The 14,612-nt window shown below is 64.1% G+C and carries 22 protein-coding genes, 1 tRNA gene and 1 pseudogene; 6 read left to right on the top strand and 18 right to left on the bottom strand.

The genetic code is table 11. The features are described 5' to 3' along the window. Window positions 1–4: 4 nt before the first annotated feature. The 18 genes from rplE to rpsL form a co-directional block, all read right to left on the bottom strand. A complete protein-coding gene (gene rplE, locus Q0U08_RS02745; protein ID WP_149680924.1) occupies window positions 5–586 on the bottom strand; it encodes a 50S ribosomal protein L5 in 582 nt (193 codons plus the stop codon). Continuing rightward, complete coding sequence (gene rplX / locus Q0U08_RS02740) at window positions 579–896, bottom strand: 50S ribosomal protein L24 (RefSeq protein ID WP_298089590.1); 318 nt, start codon at window positions 894–896, stop codon at window positions 579–581. The genes rplE and rplX overlap by 8 nt, the downstream gene beginning before the upstream one ends. Next, on the bottom strand, window positions 896–1,264 hold the full coding sequence (gene rplN / locus Q0U08_RS02735; protein WP_022687056.1) for a 50S ribosomal protein L14: 369 nt from the start codon (window positions 1,262–1,264) through the stop codon (window positions 896–898). Before rplN ends, rplX begins: the two co-directional genes overlap by 1 nt. Window positions 1,265–1,451: 187 nt before the next feature. After that, entirely contained in the window at window positions 1,452–1,724 is a 273-nt protein-coding gene (rpsQ, locus tag Q0U08_RS02730; RefSeq protein ID WP_112381146.1) for a 30S ribosomal protein S17, read from the bottom strand. Between the two features lie 12 nt (window positions 1,725–1,736). Next, the gene (gene rpmC / locus Q0U08_RS02725) at window positions 1,737–1,937 is read right to left on the bottom strand and encodes a 50S ribosomal protein L29 (RefSeq protein ID WP_112381147.1); all 201 of its coding nucleotides are present in this window, start codon (window positions 1,935–1,937) and stop codon (window positions 1,737–1,739) included. Next, window positions 1,937–2,371, bottom strand: a complete 435-nt coding sequence (rplP, locus tag Q0U08_RS02720) for a 50S ribosomal protein L16 (RefSeq protein ID WP_298089588.1) — start codon at window positions 2,369–2,371, stop codon at window positions 1,937–1,939. Before rplP ends, rpmC begins: the two co-directional genes overlap by 1 nt. Window positions 2,372–2,383: 12 nt before the next feature. After that, on the bottom strand, window positions 2,384–3,091 hold the full coding sequence (gene rpsC / locus Q0U08_RS02715) for a 30S ribosomal protein S3 (RefSeq protein WP_112381148.1): 708 nt from the start codon (window positions 3,089–3,091) through the stop codon (window positions 2,384–2,386). Continuing rightward, window positions 3,091–3,468, bottom strand: a complete 378-nt coding sequence (rplV, locus tag Q0U08_RS02710) for a 50S ribosomal protein L22 (RefSeq protein ID WP_112381149.1) — start codon at window positions 3,466–3,468, stop codon at window positions 3,091–3,093. Before rplV ends, rpsC begins: the two co-directional genes overlap by 1 nt. Further along, window positions 3,468–3,746 (bottom strand): 30S ribosomal protein S19, encoded by a 279-nt coding sequence (rpsS, locus tag Q0U08_RS02705; protein WP_112381150.1) that lies wholly within the window; start codon window positions 3,744–3,746, stop codon window positions 3,468–3,470. Before rpsS ends, rplV begins: the two co-directional genes overlap by 1 nt. A gap of 3 nt (window positions 3,747–3,749) precedes the next feature. Then, entirely contained in the window at window positions 3,750–4,601 is an 852-nt protein-coding gene (gene rplB, locus Q0U08_RS02700; protein WP_267349240.1) for a 50S ribosomal protein L2, read from the bottom strand. Next, the gene (locus tag Q0U08_RS02695; RefSeq protein WP_298089586.1) at window positions 4,601–4,918 is read right to left on the bottom strand and encodes a 50S ribosomal protein L23; all 318 of its coding nucleotides are present in this window, start codon (window positions 4,916–4,918) and stop codon (window positions 4,601–4,603) included. Before Q0U08_RS02695 ends, rplB begins: the two co-directional genes overlap by 1 nt. Next, entirely contained in the window at window positions 4,911–5,537 is a 627-nt protein-coding gene (gene rplD, locus Q0U08_RS02690; RefSeq protein WP_298089584.1) for a 50S ribosomal protein L4, read from the bottom strand. The genes Q0U08_RS02695 and rplD overlap by 8 nt, the downstream gene beginning before the upstream one ends. Window positions 5,538–5,540: 3 nt before the next feature. Then, the gene (rplC, locus tag Q0U08_RS02685) at window positions 5,541–6,278 is read right to left on the bottom strand and encodes a 50S ribosomal protein L3 (RefSeq protein ID WP_298089583.1); all 738 of its coding nucleotides are present in this window, start codon (window positions 6,276–6,278) and stop codon (window positions 5,541–5,543) included. A gap of 259 nt (window positions 6,279–6,537) precedes the next feature. Beyond that, a complete protein-coding gene (gene rpsJ / locus Q0U08_RS02680) occupies window positions 6,538–6,846 on the bottom strand; it encodes a 30S ribosomal protein S10 (RefSeq protein ID WP_066776796.1) in 309 nt (102 codons plus the stop codon). A 388-nt stretch (window positions 6,847–7,234) separates the two neighbouring features. After that, window positions 7,235–8,431 (bottom strand): elongation factor Tu, encoded by a 1,197-nt coding sequence (tuf, locus tag Q0U08_RS02675; RefSeq protein ID WP_298089582.1) that lies wholly within the window; start codon window positions 8,429–8,431, stop codon window positions 7,235–7,237. A gap of 135 nt (window positions 8,432–8,566) precedes the next feature. After that, the gene (gene fusA / locus Q0U08_RS02670; protein WP_298089581.1) at window positions 8,567–10,663 is read right to left on the bottom strand and encodes an elongation factor G; all 2,097 of its coding nucleotides are present in this window, start codon (window positions 10,661–10,663) and stop codon (window positions 8,567–8,569) included. A 99-nt stretch (window positions 10,664–10,762) separates the two neighbouring features. Continuing rightward, window positions 10,763–11,233 (bottom strand): 30S ribosomal protein S7, encoded by a 471-nt coding sequence (rpsG, locus tag Q0U08_RS02665; protein WP_298089580.1) that lies wholly within the window; start codon window positions 11,231–11,233, stop codon window positions 10,763–10,765. Window positions 11,234–11,302: 69 nt separating this feature from the next. Next, window positions 11,303–11,674 carry a 30S ribosomal protein S12 gene (rpsL, locus tag Q0U08_RS02660; RefSeq protein WP_029936467.1) on the bottom strand — a complete coding sequence of 124 codons (372 nt, stop codon included), beginning with the start codon at window positions 11,672–11,674 and terminating at the stop codon, window positions 11,303–11,305. 301 nt (window positions 11,675–11,975) lie between these two features. On the opposite strand from rpsL, the gene Q0U08_RS02655 reads away from it, so the two are divergent. The 6 genes and pseudogenes from Q0U08_RS02655 to Q0U08_RS02630 form a co-directional block, all read left to right on the top strand. Then, window positions 11,976–12,051, top strand: a tRNA-Trp gene (locus tag Q0U08_RS02655). Window positions 12,052–12,180: 129 nt separating this feature from the next. Further along, window positions 12,181–12,324: a hypothetical protein gene (locus Q0U08_RS02650; RefSeq protein WP_298089579.1), complete on the top strand. Its 144-nt coding sequence runs from the start codon at window positions 12,181–12,183 to the stop codon at window positions 12,322–12,324. Window positions 12,325–12,509: 185 nt separating this feature from the next. Further along, window positions 12,510–12,707, top strand: a complete 198-nt coding sequence (gene secE, locus Q0U08_RS02645; RefSeq protein WP_112381159.1) for a preprotein translocase subunit SecE — start codon at window positions 12,510–12,512, stop codon at window positions 12,705–12,707. An 11-nt stretch (window positions 12,708–12,718) separates the two neighbouring features. Next, window positions 12,719–13,255, top strand: coding sequence for a transcription termination/antitermination protein NusG (nusG, locus tag Q0U08_RS02640; RefSeq protein WP_298089577.1), 537 nt, complete (start codon window positions 12,719–12,721; stop codon window positions 13,253–13,255). 364 nt (window positions 13,256–13,619) lie between these two features. Next, complete coding sequence (locus tag Q0U08_RS02635; RefSeq protein WP_367271094.1) at window positions 13,620–14,327, top strand: sigma-70 family RNA polymerase sigma factor; 708 nt, start codon at window positions 13,620–13,622, stop codon at window positions 14,325–14,327. Continuing rightward, window positions 14,314–14,612 (top strand): annotated as a pseudogene (locus Q0U08_RS02630) (hypothetical protein); the annotation flags it as partial. The gene Q0U08_RS02635 and the pseudogene Q0U08_RS02630, both read left to right, overlap by 14 nt.

The raw sequence follows: 14,612 nt of genomic DNA, 5'->3' as shown, positions 1-14,612 counted from the left end.
GGGATTATGCCGCCTGCTTTTCCTCGGCGGCTTCTTCCTGCGGGAACGGGAAGCCGAACAGACGGAGCAGCTCGCGCGCCTCGTCGTCGGTCTTCGCGGTCGTCGTCACGATCACATCCATGCCGCGCACCTTGTCGATGCGGTCATAGTTGATTTCCGGGAACACGATCTGCTCCTTGATGCCGCAGGCATAGTTGCCGCGACCGTCGAAGCTCTTCGGGTTCAGGCCACGGAAGTCGCGGACGCGGGGCAGCGCGATCGTGATGAAGCGGTCGAGGAACTCGTACATGCGCTCGCGACGCAGCGTCACCTTGACGCCGATCGGCATGCCTTCACGCAGCTTGAACTGCGCGATCGACTTCTTCGCCTTGGTGATCACGGGCTTCTGGCCGGCGATCAGCTCCATCTCGGACGCGGCCTGATCGACGCGCTTCTTGTCCTGGGTGGCTTCGCCAACGCCCATGTTCAGCACGATCTTGTCGAGCCGCGGGATTTCGTTGACGTTCTTGTAGCCGAACTTCTCGACCATGGCGGCGACGATGCGATCCTCGTAGATCGCCTTCATCCGGGGCTTGTAATCAGCCATCGATCTTGTCTCCGGTCTTGACGGCCACGCGGACCTTCTTGCCGTCCTGCGTCTCGAAGCGAACGCGGGTGGGCTTACCGTCGGCGGTCACATGCGCGACCTTCGAGATGTGAAGCGGTGCCTCGACGCGCTCCAGGCCACCCTGCGGGTTCGCCTGGCTGGGCTTGCGGTGACGGGTCGCGACGTTCACGCCCTCAACCACGACCTTCGAGTCCTTGGGCATCGACACGGTCACGGTGCCCGTCTTGCCCTTGTCCTTGCCGGACAGGACGATCACGCGGTCGCCCTTCTTGATCTTTGCGGCGGCCATTACAGCACCTCCGGAGCCAGCGAGATGATCTTCATGTGCTTCTTGCCACGAAGCTCGCGCACGACCGGGCCGAAGATACGGGTGCCGATCGGCTCCTCGTTCTTGTTGACCAGGACGGCGGCGTTGCCGTCGAAGCGGATCACCGAGCCGTCTGCACGGCGGATGTCCTTGGCGGTACGCACGATCACCGCACGGTGCACGTCGCCCTTCTTCACGCGGCCACGCGGCTGCGCTTCCTTGACGCTGACGACGATGATGTCGCCCACGCCCGCAGTACGGCGCTTGGAACCGCCAAGCACCTTGATGCACTGTACCCGCTTCGCGCCGCTATTGTCCGCGACGTCGAGATTGGATTGCATCTGGATCATGGATCCTGCTTCCTTCTCTCTTGGGGTGGATTCCGACCCTACCCCGCCTTTAAAAAACGACCCCCGGCGCAGCGAAGCCGCACCAGGGGGAGCGGCCACCTAGCCGCCCCTGGCAAGGAACGCAAGGCCCCTTGCCCATTTCACGGAAAACGCCGCCCGGTCGAAACCGGCGCGGCGAAGTCCCGTATCAGCCTTCTGCCGAAGCCCGCTCCGGCGTCGCGTGGGTGTTCACCCGCTCGATCACCTTCCAGGTCTTCAGCTTCGAGATCGGCGCGGTCTCTTCGATGCGCACCGTCTCACCGGCCTTGAACTCGTTGCCCTCGTCATGGGCATGATACTTTTTCGACCGACGGATGATCTTGCCGTACAGCGGATGGCGAACCTTCCGCTCCACGTTGACAACAACCGTCTTGTCGGTCTTGTCCGAGACGATCACCCCGGTCAGCACGCGCTTCGGCATGTGTCTCGGTCCTTACTTGGCAGCCGCAGCGGTGCGCTGCGCCTGCAGGGTCTTGATCCGCGCGATATCGCGACGGACTTCCTTCACGCGGCTGGACTTCTCCAGCTGGCTGGTCGCCGCCTGGAAGCGCAGGTTGAACTGCTCGCGCTTCAGGTTGCCCAGCGCCTCGACGAGCTGGTCGTCGCTCTGCGCGTTATAGTCGGTCTTGGCCATTACTCGCCTCCGAGGTGCGAGGTGTCGCCCAGACGGGCAACGACCTTGGTCTTGATCGGCAGCTTCATTGCGGCGCGCTCGAAAGCCTCAGCCGCGATCTTGCCTTCCACGCCGTCCAGCTCGAACAGGATCCGGCCGGGCTTGACGCGGGCCGCCCAGAACTCCGGCGAACCCTTGCCCGAGCCCATGCGGACTTCGGCAGGCTTCGACGAAACCGGCACGTCCGGGAACACGCGGATCCACAAGCGTCCCTGACGCTTGATGTGACGCGTGATCGCGCGGCGAGCCGCCTCGATCTGGCGGGCGGTGATCCGCTCCGGTTCCATGGCCTTCAGGCCATAGGCGCCGAAGTTCAGGCTCGTGCCACCCTTGGCGTCGCCATGAATGCGGCCCTTGAAGGCCTTGCGGAATTTGGTGCGCTTCGGTTGCAGCATCTCATCTATTCCTTAGCGACGATCGTCGCGGGCCGGACGGACGCCAGAGGTCTGGGCCTCCATCATCAACCGGTCCTGCGCCATCGGGTCGTGACCCAGGATCTCGCCCTTGAACACCCAGACCTTGACGCCGCACACACCGTAAGCGGTGTGGGCCTGCGCTTCGGCATAGTCCATGTTCGCGCGCAGCGTGTGCAGCGGAACACGGCCCTCGCGGTAGCTCTCCGAGCGGGCGATTTCCGCGCCGCCCAGGCGACCACCGCAGGCGACGCGGATGCCGTCGGCACCCAGACGCATTGCGGACTGCACCGCGCGCTTCATCGCACGGCGGAACGCGATGCGGCGCTCCAGCTGATCGGCGATGCCCTGCGCGACGAGCTTGGCGTCGATCTCGGGCTTGCGGATCTCGACGATGTTCAACGACACGTCCGACGAGGTCATCGAGCCGATCTGCTTGCGCAGCTTCTCGATGTCCGAGCCCTTCTTGCCGATGATCACGCCAGGGCGTGCGGCGAAGATCGAGATGCGGCACAGCTTGGCCGGACGCTCGATCACCACCTTGGAGATCGCAGCCTGCGGCAGCGTCTTCATGATGTACTGGCGGATCTTCAGATCCTCCAGCAGCAGGCGGCCGTAATCCTGGCCTTCCGCGAACCAGCGGCTGTCCCAGGTACGGTTGATCTGCAGGCGCAGACCGATCGGGTTGCTCTTATGACCCATTAGGCTTCTTCCTGCTCGCGCACGACGATGCGCAGACGGCTGAACGGCTTCAGGATGCGGGTGGACTTGCCACGGCCGCGGGTCGCGAAGCGCTTCATGGTGATCGACTTGCCGACCGACGCCTCGGCGACGACGAGGGCGTCGACGTCGAGGTTGTGGTTGTTCTCGGCATTGGCGATGGCCGAGGCCAGCACCTTGCGCGCGTCAACCGCCATGGCCTTCTTCGAGAAGGTCAGGATGTTCAGCGCGTCACCGGCCTTGCGACCGCGGATCAGGCCAGCGACCAGGTTCAGCTTCTGCGCCGAACCGCGGATCTGCGTGCCGACCGACAGCGCTTCCTTCTCACCGACCTTGCGGGGGGATGCGGGCTTGGACATCAGCGCTTACCCTTCTTGTCGGCAGCGTGGCCGGGGAAGTAGCGCGTAGGCGCGAACTCGCCGAGCTTCATGCCGACCATGTCCTCGTTCACCGAGACGGGAACGAACTTGCGGCCGTTGTAGACGTTGAAGGTCAGGCCGACGAACGACGGGAGGATCGTCGAACGGCGCGACCAGGTCTTGATCGGACCCGAACGGCCGGACGCGTCCTGCGCGGTCTCGGCCTTCTTCAGGAGGTGGAGGTCCACGAAAGGACCCTTCCATACGGAACGAGCCATCGCTTAGCCCTTCTTCTTCGCGTGACGGCTACGGATGATCATCTTGTCCGTCGCCTTGTTGTGCCGGGTGCGCGCACCCTTGGTCGGCTTGCCCCACGGCGTGACCGGATGACGGCCGCCCGAGGTCCGGCCTTCACCACCGCCATGCGGGTGGTCGACCGGGTTCTTCGCGACACCGCGCGTCAGCGGACGGCGGCCCAGCCAGCGGTTACGACCCGCCTTCGCCAGGTTCTGGTTGGCGTTGTCGGGGTTCGACACCGCGCCCACCGTCGCCATGCACTCGCCACGGATGTAGCGCTGCTCGCCCGAGTTCAGGCGGACGATCACCATGCCGCGGTCACGACCGACGACCTGCACATAGGTGCCGGCCGAACGGGCGATCTGACCACCCTTGCCCGGCTTCATCTCCACATTGTGGACGATGGTGCCGACCGGCATCTGGCCCAGCTCCATCGCGTTGCCCGGCTTCACGTCGGTCTTCTTGCCGGCGATCACCTTGTCGCCAACGCCCAGGCGCTGCGGTGCGATGATGTACGCGACATCGGCCTTGCCGGCCTCGTCCGTGCCGTAGTTCACGAGCGCGATGAAGGCGGTGCGGTTGGGATCATATTCGATCCGCTCCACGGTGCCCTCGACGTCCCAGCGACGACGCTTGAAGTCGACATAGCGGTAACGCTGCTTGTGGCCGCCCGCGATACCGCGCGACGTCACATGGCCCTTGTTGTTGCGGCCACCGGTCTTGCGCTTGCCTTCGGTCAGCGACTTGACCGGCGCGCCCTTCCACAGCGCCGAACGGTCGACGAGGATCAGGCCGCGGCGGGCCGGGCTCGTCGGATTATATTGCTTGAGTGCCATTAGCCCTGGACCCCCGTCGTCACGTCGATGGACTGGCCGTCCTTCAGCGTCACGATCGCCTTCTTCATGTCGGAGCGCTGGTACGGAGCGCCCTTCCACTTCTTGGTCTTGCCCTTCTGGACGATCGTGTTCACGCCCGTCACGGTGACGTCGAAGAGAGCCTCGACGGCAGCTTTGATCTGCGGCTTGGTCGCGTCACCGGCGACCTTGAACACGACGGCGTTGTGCTCGGAGAGCAGCGTCGCCTTCTCGGTGATGTGCGGCGCGACGATCACGTCATAATGACGGTTGTCGACGGCCTTCTGCTGCTTAGCCATTGAAGCGAGCCTCCAGCTTTTCGACCGCCGCGCGGGTCAGCACCAGCGTGTCAGCCTTCAGGATGTCATAGACGTTGGCACCGGCCGACGGCAGGACGTTGACGTCCCTCAGGTTGCCTGCAGCCAGGGCGAACGACGTCTCGACGGCATCGCCATCAATGACCAGCGCGGTCTTGCCGAAGCCGAGCTTGGCGAGGTCGCCCTTCAGCGTCTTCGTCTTGTTGCCCTCGACCGACAGCGAGTCCATCACGACCAGCGAACCAGCCTTGGCATGGCTCGACAGCGCCATCTTCAGGCCCAGCGCGCGGATCTTCTTGTTCAGCGACGGATCGAAGTCACGGACGCGGGCGCCGTGCGCCTTGCCACCGCCGATGAAGACCGGAGCGCGGCGATCGCCGTGACGTGCCACGCCGCCGCCCTTCTGGCGACCGAGCTTCTTGCCCGAACGCGCAACGTCCGCACGCTCGCGGGTGCCGCGCGCGGTGGCGCGACGCTTCTCAAGCTGCCAGGTCACGACGCGGTGCAGGATGTCGGCACGCGGATCGAGGCCGAAGACCTCGTCGTTGAGCTCGATGTCCGCGGCGTCGGTACCGGCAAAGGATGAAACCTTGACCTTCACGACTTAGCCCTCCTGGCCATCGGTGGCTTCCGGAGCGGGCTCGGCAGAAGCGGTATTGTTGGCGACAGCGCTCTTCAGCGCGGCCGGGAACGGGGCGTCCGCATGACGCGCGACCTTGACCGCGTCCTTGACGATCAGCCAGCCGCCCTTCGAGCCGGGCACCGAGCCCTTGACGAAGATCAGGCCGCGCTCGACGTCGGTCGACACGATTTCCAGATTCTGCTGCGTGCGGTTCTTGTCGCCCATGTGGCCGGCCATCTTCTTGTTCTTGAAGACGCGACCCGGATCCTGGCGGTTACCGGTCGAACCATGCGAGCGGTGCGAGACGGACACGCCGTGCGTGGCGCGCAAGCCCCCGAAGTTCCAGCGCTTCATCGCACCGGCAAAGCCCTTGCCCTGCGTGCGACCCTGGATGTCGACCATCTGGCCGGCAACGAAGTGGTCGGCACCGATCTCGGCGCCAACGTCCAGCAGGCCGTCCTCGTTCACACGGAACTCGGCAACGATGGCCTTGGGCTCCACCTCGGCCTTGCCGAAATGGCCACGCTGGGGCTTGGCGACATTCTTAGCCTTGGCGACACCTGCGCCAAGCTGGACGGCGGTATAGCCGTCACGATCCATCTCGCGGCGGGCGACGACCTGTACGCCTTCAAGCGCCAGAACAGTGACCGGCACGTGCCGACCATCGTCCTGGAACAGGCGGGTCATCCCCATCTTCTTCGCGATCACGCCGGTACGCATGATCCTGTTCCTTCCTCGACAGAGGCCCCCAAGAACCATTCAAGGGGGGCATATCCAGCCCGGATAAATCGAAACGAGCCCCCGTCCCGGGCTGGCGACCGACGTGGGAACGCCGATCAGACGGGGGACGCTGTCCCCGGCACCCTTCCAGCCGAAGCCGGATCGCCGGGCGGTATCCCTTGTATCGCGCGACCGGGGCGGGCCCCGGATGTACGAAAGGCCCGCGGGACGATATCGTCAACCGCGGGAAGCGAGCGCCTTACGCCAGCTTGATCTCAACATCAACACCCGCGGCGAGATCGAGCTTCATCAGCGCGTCAACGGTCTGCGGGGTCGGCTGCACGATATCGAGCATCCGCTTGTAGGTACGCACCTCGAACTGCTCGCGCGACTTCTTGTCGACGTGCGGGCCACGGTTGACCGTGAACTTTTCGATGCGCGTGGGAAGCGGGATCGGACCGCGGATGAGCGCGCCGGTGCGGCGTGCGGTGTCGGCGATGTCGCCGGTCGCCTGATCGAGCACGCGATGGTCGAACGCCTTCAGACGAATGCGGATATTGCTGTCCATGATCCCTACCGATGCGAAAGAGCGGGAACGCCGCTCCAGTCCCGTCTCTCGCATCGGTTTATCCGACCGTCCGGCAAGCGGACCCCGATCGATGACCGGGACAAGCGACGGAGCCAGCGAAGCGCTCCGAAACGAACTCTGGTTGTTGCGGCACCGCCGGCGACACCGACGATGCTCTCACTAAAAGCGAAACGGCCACTCCGGTTTCCCAGAGCGGCCGATTCACTCAAGAGAGGCGCCTATATATCGACCACCCGGAGGTAGCAACCCTCTTCGCATCGCCTGAGCGGTGAAAAGGTTCCCGGCCCCCTGCCCTCCCACAAAAGGAAAAGGCCGGCCCCGTTTCCGGAGCCGGCCTGTCCTTCTCACGACCTTGCGGTCGGCGAGATTACTTGCTGATGCCGCTGACGACACCGGCGCCGACGGTCCGGCCACCCTCACGGATGGTGAAGCGCTGGCCGACGTCCATGGCGATCGGCGCGATGAGCTTGATGCCCAGCGCGACGTTGTCGCCCGGCATCACCATCTCGGTGCCCTCGGGCAGCTCGACGGTGCCGGTCACGTCCGTGGTACGGAAGTAGAACTGCGGACGATAGTTACCGAAGAACGGCGTGTGACGGCCACCTTCGTCCTTCGACAGCACGTACACTTCCGACTGGAAGTCGGTGTGCGGCTTGATCGAACCCGGCTTGCAGAGCACCTGGCCACGCTCGACTTCGTCGCGAGCCACGCCGCGGATCAGCGCGCCGACATTGTCGCCCGCCTGACCCTGGTCGAGCAGCTTGCGGAACATTTCGACGCCCGTGACGGTGGTCTTGCGGACGGTCGGGTGGATGCCGACGATCTCGACTTCCTCACCAACCTTGACGATGCCGGTCTCGACGCGGCCGGTCACGACCGTACCACGACCCGAGATCGAGAACACGTCTTCGATCGGCATCATGAACGGCTTGTCCAGCGGACGCTCCGGCTGCGGGATGTAGTCGTCAACCGCCTGCATCAGCTCGAGCACGGCTTCCTTGCCGAACTTGTCGTTCGAACCCGACAGCGCGCAGGTCGCCGAACCCTTGATGACGGGGATGTCGTCGCCCGGGAACTCGTACGAGGACAGCAGCTCGCGAACTTCCAGCTCGACCAGCTCGAGGATTTCCTCGTCGTCGACCAGATCGACCTTGTTCATGAACACGACCATCGCCGGCACGCCGACCTGACGGGCGAGCAGGATGTGCTCGCGGGTCTGCGGCATCGGGCCGTCGGTGGCCGACACGACCAGGATCGCGCCGTCCATCTGCGCCGCGCCGGTGATCATGTTCTTCACATAGTCGGCGTGGCCCGGGCAATCGACGTGCGCATAGTGGCGCGAGTTCGTCTCATACTCGACGTGCGCGGTCGAGATGGTGATGCCGCGCTCGCGCTCTTCCGGAGCCTTGTCGATGTTGGCGAAATCGACCGCAGCGTTGCCGGCGACGTTGTCGGCCAGAACCTTGGTGATCGCAGCCGTCAGCGAGGTCTTGCCGTGGTCGACGTGGCCGATGGTGCCGATGTTGAGGTGCGGCTTGGTCCGCTCGAATTTTGCCTTTGCCATTTTCCTACCTTCTGATTCGAATTCGGTGCCGCCGACGGGGCCACGCGAACGCGGCCACATAGCGGGTGTTTGCAACGAATGCCAGCCCTGCGCGGGGGATGGTCCGGTAACCCGACCACCCCCGCAACAGAGAGATTACGCCAGCTTCGCCTTGACCTCGTCCGCCACGTTCTGCGGAACTTCGTCATAGTGCGAGAACTGCATGCTGAACTGCGCGCGGCCCTGGGTGAACGAGCGGAGCGCGTTCACATAACCGAACATGTTCGCCAGCGGGACCATCGCCTCGACCGTCTGCGCGTTGCCGCGCGTGTCGGTGCCCTGGATCTGGCCACGACGGCTGTTCATGTCGCCGATCACGTCGCCCAGATAGTCCTCCGGGGTGACGACCTCGACCTTCATGACCGGCTCGAGCAGCGTGATGCCCGACTTCTGGGCCGCTTCGCGCATCGCGCCGCGGGCACAGATTTCGAACGCCAGCGCCGACGAGTCGACGTCGTGGTACGCGCCGTCATACAGCAGGACCTCGAAGTCGATGATCGGGAAGCCGACCAGCGAACCGGTTTCCGCGGTTTCGCGGAAGCCCTTCTCGATCGCGGGGATATATTCCTTGGGAATATTACCGCCCTTGATTTCGTCCTTGAAGACGAAGCCGCTGCCACGCTCGCCCGGCGACAGCTTCACCTTGACGCGACCGAACTGGCCGGTGCCGCCCGACTGCTTCTTGTGCGTGTAGTCGATATCGACCGGCTTCTTCAGATACTCGCGATACGCGACCTGCGGAGCGCCGACATTGGCCTCGACCTTGAACTCGCGCTTCATGCGGTCGACCAGGATCTCGAGGTGGAGTTCGCCCATCCCCTTGATAATGGTCTGACCCGACTCGGCGTCCGACGAAACGCGGAACGACGGGTCTTCGCGTGCCAGGCGATTGAGCGCGACGCCCATCTTCTCCTGGTCTGCCTTGGTCTTTGGCTCCACCGACAGCTCGATGACGGGCTCGGGGAACTCCATGCGCTCCAGGATGATCGGAGCCGACTGCGCGCACAGCGTGTCGCCGGTCGTGGTGTCCTTCAGACCCGCCAGTGCGACGATGTCGCCGGCATAGGCTTCCTGGATGTCCTCGCGGCTGTTCGCATGCATCAGCAGCATGCGACCGACCTTTTCCTTCTTGTCCTTGACCGAGTTCTGCACGGTCGAGGCGGATTCGAGCTTGCCCGAATAGATGCGCGCAAAGGTCAGGGTGCCGACGAACGGGTCGTTCATGATCTTGAACGCCAGCGCCGAGAACGGCTCGGTGTCCGACGAAGGACGCTCGTCCGGCGTTTCGCCGTCCAGCTTCACGCCCTTGATCGCAGGCACGTCGAGCGGCGACGGCAGATAGTCGACCACTGCGTCGAGCAGCGGCTGAACGCCCTTGTTCTTGAATGCCGAGCCGCAGACGACCGGCACGAACGCCATCTCCAGCGTACCCTTGCGGATCAGCTTCTTGAGATCGGCGACGCTCGGCTCGTTGCCCTCGAGATACGCTTCCATCAGCGCATCGTCCTGCTCCACGGCCATTTCGATCAGGTCGCTGCGATACTTCGCGGCCTTTTCTGCCATGTCCTCGGGGATGTCCTGATAGACGAACTTGGCGCCCAGGCTCTCTTCCAGCCAGATGATCGCGCGGTTCTCGACCAGGTCAACCAGGCCCTTGAAACCGCCCTCGATGCCGATCGGCAGATACAGGACGGCGGGACGCGCGCCCAGACGCTCGATGATCGAGTTGACGCAGAAATAGAAGTCCGCGCCGGTGCGGTCCAGCTTGTTGACGAAGCACATGCGCGGCACGCCGTACTTGTCGGCCTGACGCCACACGGTCTCGGACTGCGGCTCGACGCCGGCGACGCCGTCGAAGCACGCGACCGCACCGTCGAGGACGCGGAGCGAACGCTCGACTTCGATGGTGAAGTCGACGTGGCCGGGCGTGTCGATGATGTTGATGCGATGCTCGAGGCCCTTGCCCTCGTCAGCGCTCCAGAAACAGGTCGTCGCGGCCGACGTGATGGTGATGCCGCGCTCCTGCTCCTGCTCCATCCAGTCCATCGTCGCGGTGCCTTCATGCACTTCGCCGATCTTGTAGGACTTGCCGGTGTAATAAAGAATGCGCTCGGTCGTGGTCGTCTTGCCGGCATCGATGTGGGCCATGATGCCGATGTTGCGATATCTGTCGAGCGGATGGCTGCGGGCCATGATCGATCTTCCTCAAGCGTGCGGGGGAGCCGGTCGGCCCGGCTCCCCTCGATATAGGTAGCATGCGTTACCAGCGGAAGACCGCCGGCACCGACCCTTTTACCAGCGGTAGTGGCTGAATGCGCGGTTCGCTTCCGCCATGCGGTGCGTGTCCTCGCGCTTCTTGACCGCGTTGCCGCGATTGTTCGCGGCGTCCATCAGTTCGCCCGACAGGCGCGCCGACATGGTGTTCTCCGAACGCGAACGCGCGGCCGAGATCAGCCAGCGGATCGCCAGCGCCTGGGCGCGCTCGGGGCGCACCTCGACCGGCACCTGGTAGGTCGCACCGCCGACGCGGCGCGAACGGACCTCGATGCCCGGCTTGATGTTGTTCAGCGCATCGTGGAACACGCCCAGCGGCTCGCGCTTGGCGCGGGTCTCGACGGTTTCGAGCGCGCTGTACACGATCAGCTCGGCGACGGACTTCTTGCCGTCCAGCATGACCGAATTCATGAACTTCGACAGAACCTGATCCCCATAGACGGGATCGGGCAGGATTTCCCGCTTTTCGGGACGACGACGACGAGCCATTCTCGTATTTCCTTACAAATCTTCAGCCTTGGATGGTCCAGATGCCTGCTTGGCGCAGGCCCGACCGGCTTACTTCGGACGCTTCGCGCCGTACTTGGAGCGGGACTGACGACGATCCTTGACGCCCTGCGTATCGAGCACGCCGCGCAGGACGTGGTAGCGAACGCCGGGAAGATCGCGCACACGGCCGCCGCGGATGAGCACCACCGAGTGCTCCTGCAGGTTGTGGCCTTCGCCCGGAATGTAGCTGATGACTTCGCGCTGGTTGGTCAGGCGAACCTTGGCCACCTTGCGCAGAGCCGAGTTCGGCTTCTTCGGGGTCGTCGTGTACACGCGGGTGCAGACGCCGCGCTTCTGCGGGTTCTGCTCCATCGCAGGGACCTTGGACTTGGCCTTCTGCGGTTCGCGGCCCTTGCGGACCAGCTGGTTGATCGTGGGCATTGAAGCCTTCACCTCATCTCGTGGGTTACTTTGCTGGAGCCTTCACAGCACATCGGAATACAAAAAGGGGCTGTGGCCGGCTTTTCACCACCGTCCAGGCCCATAAATGCATCCAGCAATGTTCAAGCTTGCCCTCCGGAGGATCCCCCTTCGGGCAGCCGCGCCTATACGCCGTTGCACGTATAGCGTCAACGGCAGCGCAGGCCGGCGGCGCACCCCCTGTCACATCCGAAATTTGCCTCTGCAGCGAAAAGCACCGCTTGCCCTCCCCCGAAACGCGGGCTAAGGGCCGCCGCAGGCTAGGAGTGTAGCTCAGTTGGTAGAGCATCGGTCTCCAAAACCGAGGGCCGTGGGTTCGAGTCCCTCCACTCCTGCCATTTCGCGACAGCATGTGGCGACAGGCCGATCCGAAGCACGCAACGCGTGTTGCGGCCGAGCAATTTACAACAGGAATGCGTTCCTTTTTGGGATGACAAGATCATTGTCGCCTGCAAAAGACGATAACCATGTTTGAAATTACGCGCGAAATCGTCGCCTACGGCATCATCGGCGGCATCGTCGTGCTCGGCGCCCCCTTTGTCATTGCCACCCTTCGCAAGCGGCACCGCGACAAGCTGCGCCGCCGTGGCATCAAACGCTACGGTCACTGACGGGCGCAGCCGGGCACGGGCACCGGGCGAGGACGCTTCTCCAGCCCCCTTGCGCCTGATCCAAGGCACGGCTACATCCGTGTTTCATCCGACAGCGGTGGTGGTGTCCGCCCGCTTGCTCCGACGGGGCGGCGGTCGGGGCTTCACGCCTCCGTCGTCATCTCCATCCAAGGGTGCGAGCAACCGTGGCAAAGACGACCCCGATCGAGTTCATCAACCAGGTCAAGGCCGAGACCAAGAAGGTCGTGTGGCCGTCCCGGCGCGAAACCGTGATGACCGGCGTCATGGTCGTCATCATGACGACGATCCTCGCGATCTTCTTCCTGGGCGTCGATTCGTTCTTCGAAGCGCTCGTCCGCGCCCTGCTCAGCCTCGCTCAGTAAAGGTCACGCCGATGGCGCGCTGGTACATCATTCACGCCTATTCCGGGTTCGAGGGCAAGGTCCGCGACTCGATCATGGCCGAAGCCGCCCGCATGGGGCTGGAGCAACTGGTCGAGCAGATCGAGGTACCGACTGAGACGGTGACCGAAGCCCGCCGCGGCAAGAAGATCGCGGTCGAGCGCAAGTTCATGCCCGGCTACGTGCTCGCCAAACTCGACATGACCGACCAGGTCTACCACCTCGTCAAGAACACGCCCAAGGTCACCGGCTTCCTTGGTTCCAGCGGCAAGCCGCAGGCGATCAGCGAAAGCGAAGCCACGCGGATGCTGAATTCCAAGGAAGAAGCCGCCGCCGCACCGAAGCACAAGGTCAAGGTCGACTACGAGATCGGCGACGCGGTCAAGGTGCTCGAAGGCCCCTTCGCCAGCTTCAACGGCGTGGTCGAGGAACTGGATTTCGACAAGTCGAAGGTCAAGGTTTCCGTGTCGATCTTCGGCCGCGCCACGCCGGTCGAACTCGATTTCGAGCAGGTCGAACGCTCCAAATAAGCGCGATCCGAACACGTACAGCGTCGTCCACCAGTGTGGACATGACGGGCCGGGGGGCGGGCAACCGCACCTCGGCCTTTTTCATATCGGAACGATGCCGCCTTATCGGATCAGCATTTCGGATGCGTAGATCACCGCGTCTGCCGCAAAGCGCGCAACGAACATCGCGCTTGCGAGCACGGCGGCGCCCGCCGCCACGACGGCTGCATGGTGTCCAACGGATTTGATTACAGTCATGGCCTGTCCTCTCCAAAAGGAGCCGGGGGCCACCTGTATCCGGGGTCTCCCGGCCGTCACGATAATGCCATAAAGCGCCCGTGAAGGCAATTGTGACATCCCTGATCGCCGGACGGTCAGCTATCGGATGGTCGCGGTATTCGCGCATGCCGGGACCGGCGCCGCTGTCCTGCGTATATATCTGAGCAACGATACTTTTTGGGTACGCTCGCGCATCTTGCCGGCAAAATTGATCGAGTTTAGCTTGCGTTGCGTGGCAGGAGATCGGCAGGATCACGCGGCGTCGGCACGCGCGCGTCTGATGGAAGCGCTGGTCGCGACCGGCAACGAGGATCGCGAAGCCTTTCGCACCGTTTATCGTCTGACGTCAGCGAAGCTGTTCGGCATCTGCCTTCGTATCTGTGGTGATCGCCAGGATGCGGAGGATGTGTTGCACGACGTCTATGTCATTATCTGGCGAAGGGCCGGCGCTTTCGAGCCGGGGCGCGCCAGCCCGATCACCTGGCTGGCCACGATCACCCGCAACCGCGCGATCGATTGGCAGCGCGGTCGCAGCCGCCATCCATCCGATCCGATCGATGATGCGGCGCTCGCGCTGCCCGACCCCGCGCAGGCGCCTATCGACGAGCTGGTCGACAAGGAAACGATCGCCCGGCTCCAGGCCTGTCTGGGCACATTGGAGGCGCGCCAGCGCGAGGCGATCCGCATCGCCTTCTTTGACGGCGTCCGCTATCCGGAAATCGCCCGCCGGCTGACGCTGCCGCTGGGCACGGTGAAAAGCTGGGTGCATCGCCGTCTCGCGCGCTTGAGGCCCTGCCTCGATGGCGACCACTGAACCCGTCGATCCCGACATGACCGCCGCCGATCTGGCGTTGGATCTGCTGGAGGGCGAGGAACGCGCCGCCGCCACGCGCCGCGCGCTTGCCGATCGCGATTTTGCCGCGCAGGTCGCCTGGTGGCGCCAGACGATGGCGGGCCTCGTCGCCTGGTGGCCTGCGGTTGAACCACCACCGGGGCTGGAGGCGCGGGTTATGGCATCCACGGCCGCGTATGGCACATCGGCCGGCCGCTCCCCTGCCCCGGTTCGCGGGGTCGCCCCCTGGTGGCGCGTCGCCACCAT

Origin of the sequence: uncultured Sphingomonas sp. (genome assembly GCF_946477935.1) — a bacterium.
Taxonomy (GTDB): domain Bacteria; phylum Pseudomonadota; class Alphaproteobacteria; order Sphingomonadales; family Sphingomonadaceae; genus Sphingomonas.
Note: the sequence above shows the minus strand (reverse complement) of the source record. Positions and strands in the feature narration are given on the sequence as shown.